The organism is Chryseobacterium taklimakanense, assembly GCF_900187185.1.
In the GTDB taxonomy this organism is placed as follows: Bacteria; Bacteroidota; Bacteroidia; order Flavobacteriales; family Weeksellaceae; genus Planobacterium; species Planobacterium taklimakanense.
Genome location: NZ_LT906465.1, coordinates 22,984 through 36,304 on the forward strand (window position 1 = coordinate 22,984; position 13,321 = coordinate 36,304).

General features: G+C 40.6%; 10 protein-coding genes. 4 read left to right on the forward strand and 6 right to left on the reverse strand.

Annotated elements, in window-relative coordinates:
- Positions 1–5 precede the first annotated feature (5 nt).
- Positions 6–3,935 carry a type IX secretion system sortase PorU gene (gene porU / locus CKV81_RS00125; RefSeq protein WP_258454402.1) on the reverse strand — a complete coding sequence of 1,310 codons (3,930 nt, stop codon included), beginning with the start codon at positions 3,933–3,935 and terminating at the stop codon, positions 6–8.
- 152 nt (positions 3,936–4,087) lie between these two features.
- Between porU and gldJ the strand changes: the two genes are divergently transcribed.
- The gene (gene gldJ / locus CKV81_RS00130) at positions 4,088–5,698 is read left to right on the forward strand and encodes a gliding motility lipoprotein GldJ (RefSeq protein ID WP_095069221.1); all 1,611 of its coding nucleotides are present in this window, start codon (positions 4,088–4,090) and stop codon (positions 5,696–5,698) included.
- A 63-nt stretch (positions 5,699–5,761) separates the two neighbouring features.
- Positions 5,762–7,030, forward strand: coding sequence for a UDP-N-acetylmuramoyl-tripeptide--D-alanyl-D-alanine ligase (locus CKV81_RS00135; protein ID WP_095069222.1), 1,269 nt, complete (start codon positions 5,762–5,764; stop codon positions 7,028–7,030).
- Here the strand turns inward: CKV81_RS00135 and CKV81_RS00140 are convergent.
- The gene (locus CKV81_RS00140; protein ID WP_095069223.1) at positions 7,014–7,652 is read right to left on the reverse strand and encodes an NUDIX hydrolase; all 639 of its coding nucleotides are present in this window, start codon (positions 7,650–7,652) and stop codon (positions 7,014–7,016) included. The genes CKV81_RS00135 and CKV81_RS00140 overlap by 17 nt on opposite strands.
- 35 nt (positions 7,653–7,687) lie before the next feature.
- Between CKV81_RS00140 and CKV81_RS00145 the strand changes: the two genes are divergently transcribed.
- Positions 7,688–8,074 (forward strand): orotate phosphoribosyltransferase, encoded by a 387-nt coding sequence (locus tag CKV81_RS00145; protein ID WP_095069228.1) that lies wholly within the window; start codon positions 7,688–7,690, stop codon positions 8,072–8,074.
- 71 nt (positions 8,075–8,145) lie between these two features.
- Here the strand turns inward: CKV81_RS00145 and CKV81_RS00150 are convergent, their stop codons facing one another.
- From CKV81_RS00150 to CKV81_RS00160, 3 genes are read right to left on the reverse strand one after another with little or no spacing between them, the layout of a single operon-like run.
- Positions 8,146–9,171 (reverse strand): anhydro-N-acetylmuramic acid kinase, encoded by a 1,026-nt coding sequence (locus CKV81_RS00150; protein ID WP_258454403.1) that lies wholly within the window; start codon positions 9,169–9,171, stop codon positions 8,146–8,148.
- Between the two features lie 59 nt (positions 9,172–9,230).
- Positions 9,231–9,821 (reverse strand): LptA/OstA family protein, encoded by a 591-nt coding sequence (locus tag CKV81_RS00155; RefSeq protein ID WP_095069230.1) that lies wholly within the window; start codon positions 9,819–9,821, stop codon positions 9,231–9,233.
- Positions 9,822–9,826: 5 nt separating this feature from the next.
- Positions 9,827–11,119: a hypothetical protein gene (locus tag CKV81_RS00160; RefSeq protein ID WP_095069232.1), complete on the reverse strand. Its 1,293-nt coding sequence runs from the start codon at positions 11,117–11,119 to the stop codon at positions 9,827–9,829.
- Between the two features lie 314 nt (positions 11,120–11,433).
- Between CKV81_RS00160 and CKV81_RS00165 the strand changes: the two genes are divergently transcribed.
- Positions 11,434–12,552, forward strand: coding sequence for a DNA polymerase III subunit (locus CKV81_RS00165; RefSeq protein ID WP_095069235.1), 1,119 nt, complete (start codon positions 11,434–11,436; stop codon positions 12,550–12,552).
- A 102-nt stretch (positions 12,553–12,654) separates the two neighbouring features.
- Here the strand turns inward: CKV81_RS00165 and rplI are convergent, their stop codons facing one another.
- Positions 12,655–13,179 carry a 50S ribosomal protein L9 gene (gene rplI / locus CKV81_RS00170; protein WP_095069237.1) on the reverse strand — a complete coding sequence of 175 codons (525 nt, stop codon included), beginning with the start codon at positions 13,177–13,179 and terminating at the stop codon, positions 12,655–12,657.
- Positions 13,180–13,321 lie beyond the last annotated feature (142 nt).

The window sequence follows — 13,321 nt, forward strand, 5'->3', positions numbered from 1 at the left end:
TATTTTTACTTTAAAAGTACCATTTTTTCAACTGAAGAAGCGGTTCCCTTGCATTTGTCCTGATTTTGGCTTTTCACGAAAACTTTGTAAATGTAGGTTCCCTTGCCTGCGGTATCGCCAAAATCATCCTTTCCGTCCCATTCAATGGCCTGTCGCGGCGTTCTGTAACCCTGCATGAAAGGCTCCGAACTTACCGGCAGAGAAATCGTCCTTACCAGTTTTCCGGTTATGGTGTAGATCTGCACATTCACCTCGAGCACATCATCGCAGTTATGCTCAAAATGGATGTAAGTTTTATCCGTGAAAGGATTCGGCCAATTTAGCAATTTATTAATACTCAGTTTTTGCTCGCTTTCGTCCTTTACTACAAAGTTTAACGTTGCGGTGGTTGAATTATTGTTTATGTCCCAAACTTTAAAGGTAAGCTGGTGCGGCCCCGGCGCCAGATTGCGGAAAGGATAGCTTACAGTGCCTTTCTGATATTCTGCCAATGAGAGGTTTACACATCCGTTTCCTTCACCGGCAGCAAAGAAATCATTCAAAACCACCGTATTGACGATCTGTCCGTCGAGGATCACCGTGATGTCGTGGCCAACGCCCGAACCTGTGGAATTGATTCCGGTATTATCTGTAATGCAGGCCAGAAGCGTTGGGTTCTGGTCGGTAATACCGCCGTCAGCAAAGTTGGTATTGTTCATGAAAAGGCTAACCTTAGGTGGTTCGTTATCATCAATTCCATTTTCATTGATGCCGCCAACCTTATAGGGCTGATTGCTGTAAACGTCATGTGCATTTGATTTTGCTGTTGCAAAGTTATCAGCGTAAAGAAGTATCCTCCCGTCCCCAACTTCGTAATTAATGTCTTTAGGCACATAAAACTCTACTGTATATAGACCGTTTACCGCTTTCCCCGCTGCTTTTACGATGGCGCTGCCTTCTTCTGTATATTTTAAAAGTGGCAGCATACCACCGGCTTTGTCGTTGTTAAGTGTGGTTTTGTTAAGCCTCTTGTCAAAAATATTCGCTACAACGCGACCATTGAATCCGGTATCGACAGAACCGTCTTCTTTCAGGATTGTGCCCGAGATTTTAACAAAATCAAGTGCCCTGATTTGCCCGTCAACCGGAGTTTTTATTTCAGATGTAATTAATTCTTTCGGGCGACTCAGTTTCGTGGCAGGATCGCCCAGAAAATTAACTTTAAGGTGATTACTGTCGAAACCTTTTTCCCGTTTCGCCCTCAGGTGTGCATCACCCAATCTGTAAAAGTCATTGTTTGAATTCAGTTCAAAAATAAACTTGGTGAACAGTTTGGTAAACTCCCTTCCATAGGGTACACCAATAGCGCGGCTGGACGTGATCATTACGGATGCGCCGCCACTTTTAATCTTTATAACCTGCTCACCGGCAGAACTCACTTCCGGATTGTCCCATAATGTAAACTCGCAGGTGATGGTTGAAATCAAAGGAAATCTGCTGTAAACGCTGCTAAAATTGTTGAAATTTCTTATTTCATCTAAAGTTAGAACCCGTTCCTGTGCCCAGCCGTTTATACCTCCGTGTCCAAAATAGAACAGATAAAGGCTGTTTCCCACATCGTTTGAAATGGCTTGGTTTACCTGTGGATATCTTTGTCCGCCGGCCGTGGTCTGCGCTTCAAAGGCATCAAGGTAGAGTTTTCTGATGTGATATTCTTTTCTTTCTGTGGTGGATTCGAAATTACCAGCAATCGTTTCATCCATGATGTTATGGAACGGCCCGCCGCCTTCATAATCATCATCCGCTACAAAATCAAGGTTCATCCGCCACTCTCCGAAAGGTGAAGACTGGCCCGGAAGCGCATTGTTATAGGCCAAAGTTTTATCAGTTAAAAGTTTAGCTTCTGCAAGGTTGGATGCGGGCAGTCTCCCAATTGGTAAATCGGGAAGCATAGAGATAAGAAAGGAGTTCGTTTGTGGCGCAGTCATTACAAAGTAATCATCCGTCACATAGCTGCTGGTGACATTACTGCTGTCCTCGCTTTGATATGAAGGTACAATATTATCATTTCCCGAAGTTTTGTCTTTGTAATCAAAGCTGGTGTCGCCAAGCAGTAGGACGTATTTTAAAGCAGCGCCATTTTCGTTTTTAAGTTTGCTCACGAAATCGCGGATGGCAGTAATGTCTTTCCCGCCACTGCTGAATTCGTTATAAATTTTTTCCACGTCCACGACCGCTGTGCTGAAACCGTTATTTTTGCTGTGATAATCTGCAAGTCTTTGCGCTTCACCCAAGAAGTTCCTGTTGGTGATGATTAAGTAATCGATATTTTGCAGCCCGCTTAAATCCTGGTTTTCAATTTTTGAAACAAATGCTGGGGAATAGGCCGCAGAATTTTTGAAAGCTACAAATTCATTATTGAAAGTTGGTGAATCTGCAGTATATGCGGCACTAAAGACGGCACTGTTGCCAGATTTATTAACCTTTCTGGAGACATTCGCAATATCAGAAACATCCCAGACCTGCTCAGCTGTAGAGCTGTTTGCAAGTGAAAAACCGTACGTGCTTCCAGTGTTTTCAACCCAGTCATAAAACCTGAAATTCATCTGGGAATCGTTGAACGTTAAATCTTCCTTGTAAATCACTTCGGCATAATCAAAATAGAAAATTCCGTTGGGATTTGCGGAAGTATTTGGAGCGATGTTTATGGTGATGTCATTTCCTGTTATGTTGGTTGCTGTGCCGCTGTAATTGTTATATTTTAAAAAAACAGCATCTGGATTATTGGGTACAGTTTGGGTAAAATCATTTTGATCGTTAATATTAAATTTTATGTTATTGTTCTGCGCCTTGTACGCAACTACGGAAGCACGGTAATAAATTTCATCCTCGGCTCTTGCAGGGGAACGTTTGGTGAATTTTACTGCTAAATCTTTGGTTATTGGATCACCTACCCAAATGCGTCCCAGCTTAAGCAAATTGCTTTTTTCTTCGTTGATGAATTTATAATCATCAAACCGGGTCTCCGGCGGGGTTTCCGGAAAGGCGGTGTCTTTAGTTAAAATTCTTTTGCCGGGTCCCAGATCGAAATTAATGAAGTAATAAGCAAAATCATCATAAATATTAATATGATTATTACTTCTGTCGTTGCGCGTTTCTGTTCTGCCGTTTCGGTTGTAGCCTTTGTATCCGCTGCTGTAAAGGTTGAAACCATGGGGACCCTGCGCATAAAAAAGTGCGTAGTCATCATCATTCCACACGCCGTCTTCTTCACCAATAACCTGTATCGCATTTTCCTGCAACGCTGCATACTTTGTGTCCTTATTAAATTCCGGCAAAGTTGTCCCACCGTTACCGTAAATTCTGAAATTTTTTGGATTTATAGCAGCTGTATTGATGCCGTTATCAGTCAGGAATTTTTTGGTGATTTTAAAAACGCCGCTCTTATCAACTTTAATTTTGTAGAATGTCCCGGATTTCAAAGGATTTTCTGAAGTGCCTATTCTTTCAGTAACTGATGCAGTTCGTGCTGTTGTCCCGTCTGACACGATATCAAAAGAAACCAGCCTGTAAATCTGATTATTCTCAAATTTCAGTGCTGAAATTTTAGCATTAAAAAAGTAACTGTTTTCTTTTGTGTCATAAAAATAGGAAATGCCTGTACGGTCATATTCTGGAAGTTTCGCATCAATTAAACCGTAGATTTCCTTTCGTGAAACTTTCTCCCAAAGCAAATTGGTAATTCTGTAATTCGTGCTGTTTGCTTTTGCTTTATAATTGATGTAAACCGTGTTGTCGCCAGCTTCGTAACTGCTGTTGCTGAATTTCGGATAGGTGATTTTTTCAAGCCCGTAATCGACCGTTTCGCTGCCTTCCCAGTTAAGTGATATGGTTTGGGAGTGAAGATGTATGCAGAGCAGGCTGAAAAACAAAAACAGTAAGCTTTTTCTCATCATTTCTAATCGATTGCAAATTAAACGAAATTTTTAAAAATTTAATATGAAACAAAATAAAATTAAGTAAACAACGTTTCCTAAAAAAGTTAAAACTTGTTTGATTTTATATAGAATTTATATTTTCTTTGTGCATTGAAATTTTTTTTATAAATATGAAAAGATTTAAACTGTTTTCCATGTTGGCTATGAGTTCAGCAGTAATGCTGATAAGCTGTGGCGGAGGCAATACCAAAAGCGGCGGCGGAACAAAACGCTTCGTTAGCAAAACAGGCTGGAAACCAAACGATTCCAAAGGTTGGTTTTTTACCGGAAAACAAGAAAAACAGAAGGGTTGGCCAGGGATGGTTTATGTGGAAGGTGGTACCTTTACCATGGGTTTGGTGAAGGATGACGTGATGCACGACTGGAACAATACCCCGAGAAGAATGCAGGTAAGCTCATTCTTCATAGGCGAAACCGAGATCACAAATTATGAGTACAGAGAATATGTCACCTGGCTTAAGTATGTGTTTCCACCATCAGATCCTAGTTTGAAGGATGTGTATACGGGGGCTTTGCCAGATACGCTGGTTTGGAACAATAAACTTTCAAGAAACGATTTTGCAGAAACATATTTCCGTTCTCCTGAATACGATTTTTACCCGGTAGTAGGGGTTTCATGGCTTCAGGCCTCAAGATATTGTGAATGGCTAACTGACCGTGCCAACGAAAAAGCTTTGATGGATAAAGGCGTGATTTCAAAAGATCTTTATGTAAACGATGCCAACAATCAGGGACAAAGCTCCTTTACACTGGATAAATACAAAGGCAATGACCCTGCAATGCAGGATTATATTAACCAGCAGAGAGCACAACGGGCAACCGGAATTAAGACCACCAACCAGAGAATCCTTGCTGCAAACAGAAACGCTACTTCCGGTGTTGTAGAAAAATTCAGACTTCCTACAGAAGTGGAGTGGGAGTTTGCCGCACTTGGGTTACAAAAGAAAAGGGAGTATAACAACTATACCGAGAAAAAACCTGCTATTGAAGAACTGCGAGGGAAAAAAGGCAGAAACAGGGGGATGTTCCTGGAAAACTTCAAGTTTGGAAGAGGTGACTATTCCGGGACTTCCGGCTGGAAGAATGACGGCGCCGCGATCACTGCGGATGTAAGGCAATATCCTTCCAATGACTTAGGAATTTATGGTATGTTTGGTAATGTGGCTGAGTGGACCGCAGATGTTTACAGACCAATCATCGATCAGGAAGGAAATGACTTTAATTACTACAGAGGAAATAAAGCTCAGCAAAAGGTTAAAGGTGCAGATGGCAAGTATCAGATTATAGACGGAACAAATATTAAATACGACACACTTGCTGACGGAAGGTTGGTTTACAGAGGATTGCCTGGGCAGTACCAGAGAGAAACTGTTGAGGATAACAGCAATTACAGAGACGGTGATTTTATGTCATCTCTTGAGGCTGGCTACGGCAGGGATGCAGACAGTTCTACTTTAAATTATTCCATGTACAATTCGCCGGTAAAACAGTTTGTGGTTGACGATAGAGGCCGTGTTAGAATTCAAAAAGATACTAGGCAGAGAACATCTCAAATTTCTAACGAAGTTAGAGTAATTAAGGGTGGTTCCTGGTTAGACACAGCTTATTGGCTGGATCCGGGACAAAGAAGGTTCAAAGATGAGTCTAAAGCCTACGGTTGGGTCGGTTTCCGTGTTGCACAGGATGCCAAATCACAGGGCAAAGGCAGATCAAAAAGATAGAATTCTTTCTTTATATTCATAAATCCTTCCAGTACTTCGGAAGGATTTTTTTATTTTTGACCTATGAATGTACAGGATTTTTACAGCATTTATCAAAATGCAGGCAAAGTAGTGATCGATAACCGAAAAATAGAGAAAGGCGATATATTCTTTGCGTTTTCCGGAGAAAATTTTAATGCTGCAACTTTAGCTGAGAAAGCGGTTGAAGATGGTGCTTCAGCAGTTATTGTAGAGCAGAAGGAGTTTGAAAATCCTGACAAAAATATTTTCTGCGTTCCATCCACATTAGAATTCCTTCAGGACCTGTCGAGATACCACCGCAGCAAGATTGCTGTGCCGGTTATTGGCCTTACAGGCAGCAACGGTAAAACAACGACCAAGGAGCTCATCAGTGCTGTACTTTCTGAAAAATATAATGTTCAGTACACTTATGGCAATCTTAATAATCATATCGGCGTTCCTTTGACATTACTTTCAATAAAACCTGAGCACGATATTGCCGTCGTGGAAATGGGGGCAAACCATCAGAAAGAAATAGAATTTCTTTGTTCAGTGGCCCGACCAAATTTTGGCTATATCACCAATTTTGGAAAGGCGCACCTTGAAGGTTTTGGTGGTTTTGAAGGTGTCGTTAAGGGAAAATCTGAACTTTATGATTATCTTATCGCGAATCAGCAGACGGTTTTGGTGAATAAAAATGACGGGTTGCAGGTTGAGAAAACCAAGAATTATGAGAAGACAATCACGTTTGGCAGCAGTGATGCAGACTATAATTTTGAAAAGTTTTCTGAAGATAATTTTGTTGGATTAATTTATCAAGGTGAACGGGTGCAAACCAGGCTGACCGGCGATTACAATTTCACAAACCTTTGTGCCGCTGCAGCTTTGGGATTTCATTTCGGTTTGGATTTTAAACAAATAAAATCAGCTCTTGAAAGTTATACGCCAACCAATATGCGGTCACAAGTGATGGAAAGAGACGGTAAAACTTTGGTCTTGGATACTTATAATGCCAATCCGAGCAGCATGTCGGCATCGCTTCAGAATTTTAAAGCTTTTGAGGGCACAAAAACGATAATTATCGGCGATATGCTGGAGCTGGGCGAAGAAAGCAAAGCTGAACATCAGAATATACTGGAACTGGCAAAATCACTGGGTTTTGAAAATCTTATTACGGTAGGAAATTCCTTTAAAGAAGTACATCCTGAAAGCGCGTTTGCGAATACAGCCGAGCTGACTGAATACCTTAAAACCAACAAAATAACAAGTAAAAATATCCTGCTGAAAGGCTCTCGCGGAGTAGCCTTAGAAAAAATTATTGATTTTCTTTAGAATCTTCATCTTCCCCATGCATCACAGTGCCGGAGGTCTTCAGGATCAGTTTGATGTTCTGAAATGTTTTCGGAAAAACTTCCTGCTGAATTTCGTCCTGATTTTTCCAAGAAACTTCAGTAATGCCTTCTTCCGTTTGTGGAACTGGATCTTTTTCTCCCACATAAGACATTTTAAACCAGTAAGTTGTCTTCAAAATTCTGTCGCCGTTACGCTCTTTGTAAACGTGAAAGGTGTTGTTGACAAATTCTTCCAGAATCAGCTCCTGTAAAGCGGTTTCTTCTTCAACCTCGCGCAGTGCAGCCTGTTCCAGCGACTCATCTTTTTCAATTTTTCCTTTAGGCAAATCCCATTTCCCGAGCCGGTGAATGAACAGAATTTTACCTTCTTTGTTGGAAACAATTCCCCCCGCAGCCTCCACCACACGGAACATATGCGTGAAATCTTCCCAAATTTCCTCAATCTCTTCACCATACACATTCATTTGGGGACAGGAAGTATTTTCTAAAAGGTCAATGGCAATTTCAAGTGTAGCAAAGCCTTCGTAACGAAGATTTTTTTCAATATCCGCGGGATATTTACTGATGGTTAATTTTTTCTCGTTCACAAAAACTTTATACATTTGCAGGGCATTTAATAATTACAAAAATATAAAAAATGAATTTAGAAGGAAGAAAAATACTTGTAAATAAATCAGTGGGTGAACTGACGCAAATGCTGAAAAATTCTCAGGATTATGAGCATTTGATGCCGGAGGGTCTTCAGAAATTCGAAGCGCGGGAAGACGGTTTCAAATTCGCTTTAAAAGGGATGCCCGAAATCGCTCTTAAAATCGATGAGGTTTCGGATCAGCAGGTAGTTTTGAAATCAGCCAGCTCAAGCCTCGAATTTGAGTTGAAAGGTTTGATGAATGCCGTAAATGAAAATCAGACAGAAGTTCAGTTGGTTTTCGACGGGAAATTCAATCCGTTCATCAAAATGATGGTTGAAAAGCCTTTGAAGAATTTCATCGATTCGCTTACGGACAAGATCGAGCAGCTGTAGTCGCCCAAACAAAAAAATTAACCTTTCAGATTTGAGTCTGAAAGGTTTTTTTATGCATTTTCTAAATGATTTTAAAGCAAAATTCCGGTACAGTGATCTGTTGAGCTTCCCGTCGCTGAGCTCAACACATTAATCTCATTTTTAATCCTTAGAACGCCCATAAAGGCAAAAATTAAAGCTTCTTTAAAATCAACCAAAACAGGATCGGGTATAATGACGTTTGTTTCTGTTTTCTCTCTGATTTTTGAAATTAAATGCGTGTTGTAAGCACCCCCACCGGTCACCAAAACGTTTTTTAAATGATAGAACCTGAAAACTTCTGCAATTTTTTCTGCTGAATGTTCGGCAACCGTTGCCAGTGCGTCCTCAGTTTTCATTTGATCCAGTAAAGGGAAAACTTCTTTTACCACCCATTCTCTGCCCAGCGATTTGGGACCTGTGATTTTGTAGAATTCCAGATTGTTCAGTGTTTCCAAAATCTCAACATTGACATTTCCGGACCTTGCCAAATCACCGTTCGAATCAAATTTTTTGTTTAGTTTTTCCGCGTAATGGTTTTGAACAATATTCACCGGGCAAATATCAAACGCAATTCTCTTTCCCTTAAAACTTAACGAAATATTTGAAAATCCGCCCATATTCAAACAGGCATCATACTCCGGAAAGAGCAACTGGTCGCCAATGGGGACCAGCGGCGCGCCGTTGCCGCCCAACAGGACGTCTTGGCTGCGGAAGTCATACACCACCGGAATGTCTGTAACAATTTTTATTGCCCTGCCGTCACCAATCTGGGTCGTAAATCTCTTTTGTGGCTGATGAAAAACCGTGTGGCCTTGGGAAGCAACCACATCAACTTGTTGGATTGAATTTTCTCTGATAAATTTCTGAACTTGCTCGCCAAGATAAAATCCGTAATCTGAATTTAATTCCATTAATTCCGTTGCGGTCGCATTGATAGAATTGAGCAGCTTATCTTCCCACTCCTCAGGATAGGCATAAGTTTCAGTCTTTAGAATTTCAAAATTCCAAACATTGTGTTCTGTTTTGGTAAATGCAGAATAGCAAAGATCCAGGCCGTCCACGCTGGTGCCGGACATCAGGCCGATGGCAGATATTTTTTCCAGAATTAAAAATTTAGATCAACTAAGTTACGAATTTATTTTCCTGCTGCAGGAATCTGCTTCGAGGGAAAACTGCCGGAATTGTTGTAAAACATATATTCAGAGAAATCGTCTTTGGCAGTCATGCCGTTAGCGCCAACCAGGACGGAGCCGTCTTTATCGGTCACATAAACCGTGTCCTGGGTGAACATCCTTCTGTTTCTTTTGTCCCAATAGATGGTTTGCGTGGCAAAAGTCTGGCCTTCGTTCGTCAGGATTTTCACATTTCCCTTTGCGGTATAAAATTCGCGCAGTTCATTCATCCTAGCATAATTTGCCCAGATTTTACCGGGGAGCTTCGGCTTTTTCTTGTCGAAATATTCCATATAAATTCCTTTCTTGGCTTCCACATAGGGCGAGTCAATCAATTCATACTTTTCGATGATGGGCGCTTTGAAACGAAGCGTCACAAAACCGGAATCCCTTCTTACAATATCGGCCTTGTACACCACCTGCGATGCAAAGTTGGTGTTCTTTTTGGCATTCGCCTGCGCAAGGTCCTCTTCACACGAGGTACAGGCAAAAAATATAGCACATCCCAAAAGGGTGGCTATATTTAATCTGTATGTTGCAGCGCAAAGCTTCATTAATCTTAGTCGTACTGGCGTTTCATAAACCATTTGTCGGCAAAGTTAAGGCCTATTTTCACATTGATGAAGTTTTGGTTTATCATATTGTTTTCCTTTGTCCCTCTCTTGCCGAGTTCAAGCCCAAGATCGATACCGCTCATTCTGTTAATATTGGCATTGGCAAACGGAAGCGTCATCCCGGCGGTAATAGCAAACTGGTTAACATTTGTAGATGTTGTTGAATTCAGCGGTGCCAAATTCACGTTTCCTTTCTCATAATAAGCTCCGAAACGGTAAATCACTCTGGAGAAGTAATTTCTGAAGTTGTTGTAATTTGGAAGATACCACCCACCTGCAGAAACGCGGTACGCATTTTCGTATTTGAATGGCTTTCCTAAAAATTCGCTGTTTTCACCTTTTTTAAAGTCAAACTGTGATCCGTAGAACCATTTTCCTTCGTGGCCGAAACCTACACCAATTGATGCTTCCTGTGGAATCAGATTTTTATCCTCGAAACTCTTTTCTTCGAGAACGGTTTCGTTCTGGTGCTCTTCGGCTGCGGAAAGGTAGTAAGTACTGGCTTTATACGCCGTTGTCATATTTCCTGTTGTACCGAAAGTATAGGTTGCACCCAAAGTGAGCTTTCGGTCATTTTCGAATTTCTTTTGGTACGTGGTACCAGCGGTAAAATTGAAAGATTTTATCTTATGAGACGTCTCATAGCCGCTGATGAGTTCAGCATTAGAGTAAGTTAGCTCTTCGATGTCGTACAGTTTCCCGAAATAGAAATTTGAACGCAGGCCGAGTGCAAAATCTTTAGTTAAATTATAAGATATTGCCGCCTGAACTGTGGAAAGTGTTCCTTTGCCGTGGAATCTGTTGGCCTGGCGGGTGTCATTGCCCAAATCTTTGCTTACCAAAATATCATAAGTTTTGGAGCTGTAAGGCTGGTAACCCAAACCAAATTTTACTTTTTGGGAAATAGGGAAGGCCAATGAAATGTTCGACAGATAGTTCGAGTGTTTTGTAGACTTCATATCCTGATAATCAGAAGAGTAGAAGTTGTTTTCGTTGTTAGCCTCAATATTGAAGGTTGTAAGCCCTAAATTGGCGTTGGCAGCAGGGTTGCTGAAATTAAATTTATTGTTGAAATCGTTGATATACGCTGTAGAAACACCTCCCATTGATGTAATATCAACCGTGTTATCATATTTCACATCACCAATTCCGTAGGCTGCATAAGGAGAGTTACCGATAGATTGAGCTTTGAGCAGGGCGCCTAAAGCGATAAATGACATCAAAGAGATTCTTTTCATCTAATAAAAATTGAATTCGCAAATATCCTAATTATTACTGAAACCTAAAAATTTAGTGCCGTTAAAGTTTGTTAAGTACGCACACTTTTATTAATCGCAGTTTACCGCCAGCTTATGCCGGTTCAATACTTTTGAGCGTAGAGATTGCTTATACCATAAAAGTCTTACAATTATAAAATATTTTTAACCCACTTGTGTTTATTGCCGTTGTAAAAGAGAGAAGCTTTGATCTTTTAAACTCCTCTTGGGTACAGATACATTGAATATCGGTTGTATTCTCATTTTATTGAGCGCAATTTTTTATCTTTGAAAATATGAATTGGGAAGACATCACAGGACAGGAAAACCTTATAAAGCAGCTGAAAGACAGCGTTGCCAACAACAGGGTGAGCCACGCGCAGCTTTTCATCGGGAAAGAAGGTTACGGGACGTTGCCTTTAGCTCTGGCATATGCGCAGGAAATTCTGAAAAATGAAAACGAAGCCGCAGTATCGAAAGTCCAGCATCTCAATCATTTGGATCTGCATTTGAGTTTTCCGGTCTTTAGTGAGAAAAGTAAATCACTGAGTAAACGTTTTTACGAGGACTTCCGAAATATGATTCTCGAAAATCCATATTCAAGCTTTGATGACTGGACGACTATTCTGGAATCGGAAAACAAACAGTTCTTTATTTCGGTAGATGAAATAGAAGATATTGGCGGAAAATTCTTGCTGAAAAGCTTTGAAGGCGGTACAAAAATCCTCATCATGTGGTGCGCCAACAAAATGAGTGATGCGGCGTCCAACAAATTTTTAAAATTTCTGGAAGAACCGCCTAAGAATACATTGATTATCCTCACCGCCGATTCGGATCAGGATTTTCTGCAAACCATACTTTCCCGAACGCAGATTGTGGAAGTGCCAAGGCTGGGTGATGAAGATGTAAAACAATATCTTTCAGAAAAATACAGTTTTGATCAGGAAAAGATTTCGGAAATTGCCATTCAGTCCCAGGGGGATTTAAATGTTGCCATAAAACTGGCAGAAAGCGGAGGGATTTCCACAGAATTTGAAGAACTGTTTGTGCAATGGGTTCGCGAAGCGTTTCAGGTAAAAAAGAAGCCTGAAATGCTAAAGAATATTATTGACTGGGCCAGAGATATTGCCGGCTGGAGCCGAGAAAAACAGAAAAGTTTCCTTGATTATTGTGCAGAAATGTTCCGTATGGCACTTCTGCAAAACTATGGAACGCCGGATTTGGTTTATAAGAAAATCAATGTAAGCAACTTCAATTGGGAAAAATTTTCAGAATATATCCACGGGGCGAATATCGAAGACATACTGCAGGAAATCACCGATTCCGATTACCATTTACAGCGTAACGCCAACGCAAAAATTGTTTGGACGGATATGGGAATTAAGTTATCGAGATATATTCACCGAAGTGCTTGATTTTAAACATAATTAAATAAAAAAAGAAAACCGACTCTCATGAATCGGTTTTCTTTTTTTTATGGTGACGCTTCGGCTGGCTCAGCGTTCCATTTAAAAAAATTAAGCTTCTTCCGCATTTGCTTCTTCAGTAGCAGCTGGCTTGGTTTCTGCTTTTGGAGCAGGCGCCGCTTCTACTGGAGCGTCAGATACTACATCGAATTCGTAGTTATATTCCACATCTCTGTGCAATCTTACAAGAGCAGTAAATTTACCTGTTCTCTTGATGTTGTTACCAGGAATTTTGATGTATTTTCTGTCGATTTCAACACCAGCTTTCGCCAATTCTTCAGATAGGTTAGCATTGTTGATAGAACCGAATAGTTTATCACCAGTACCCACTTTAGCAGCGATAGTAAGCGGAGTTTTCTTCAGCTGTTCTACTTTAGCCTGTGCATCAGCAACTAATTTTGCTTCTTCCTCTTTTCTTGCTTCAAGCGTTGCAGCAAGGTTGGCTCTGTTTTTTGGAGTTGCCAAAACTGCATATCCCTGTGGAATAAGGAAGTTTCTTGCGTAACCCGGCTTTACGTTCACGGTATCAAACTCAAGCCCTAAGTTTTCAACGTCTTTTTTTAGAATAATGTCCATTGTTGTTGTCCTTTTTTAGATTCTAGATTTCAGATTTCAGATTTCAGATTTTATCTTCGTCATCTTCCGATTTCTAAAAGCAGTTAGAATTTTGATTATTTAATTCAGCAACAAAAATTGCCTGTTTATTTTTTTTGTCTGA

Coding starts and splice junctions, on each gene's coding strand:
- rplI (WP_095069237.1), bottom strand. CDS start 13,179: ATGGACATTATTCTAAAAAAAGACGTTGAAAACTTAGGGCTTGAGTTT.
- CKV81_RS00160 (WP_095069232.1), bottom strand. CDS start 11,119: ATGAAAAGAATCTCTTTGATGTCATTTATCGCTTTAGGCGCCCTGCTC.
- CKV81_RS00140 (WP_095069223.1), bottom strand. CDS start 7,652: ATGTATAAAGTTTTTGTGAACGAGAAAAAATTAACCATCAGTAAATAT.
- CKV81_RS00135 (WP_095069222.1), top strand. CDS start 5,762: ATGAATGTACAGGATTTTTACAGCATTTATCAAAATGCAGGCAAAGTA.
- CKV81_RS00165 (WP_095069235.1), top strand. CDS start 11,434: ATGAATTGGGAAGACATCACAGGACAGGAAAACCTTATAAAGCAGCTG.
- CKV81_RS00155 (WP_095069230.1), bottom strand. CDS start 9,821: ATGAAGCTTTGCGCTGCAACATACAGATTAAATATAGCCACCCTTTTG.
- CKV81_RS00150 (WP_258454403.1), bottom strand. CDS start 9,171: ATGTCCGGCACCAGCGTGGACGGCCTGGATCTTTGCTATTCTGCATTT.
- porU (WP_258454402.1), bottom strand. CDS start 3,935: ATGATGAGAAAAAGCTTACTGTTTTTGTTTTTCAGCCTGCTCTGCATA.
- CKV81_RS00145 (WP_095069228.1), top strand. CDS start 7,688: ATGAATTTAGAAGGAAGAAAAATACTTGTAAATAAATCAGTGGGTGAA.
- gldJ (WP_095069221.1), top strand. CDS start 4,088: ATGAAAAGATTTAAACTGTTTTCCATGTTGGCTATGAGTTCAGCAGTA.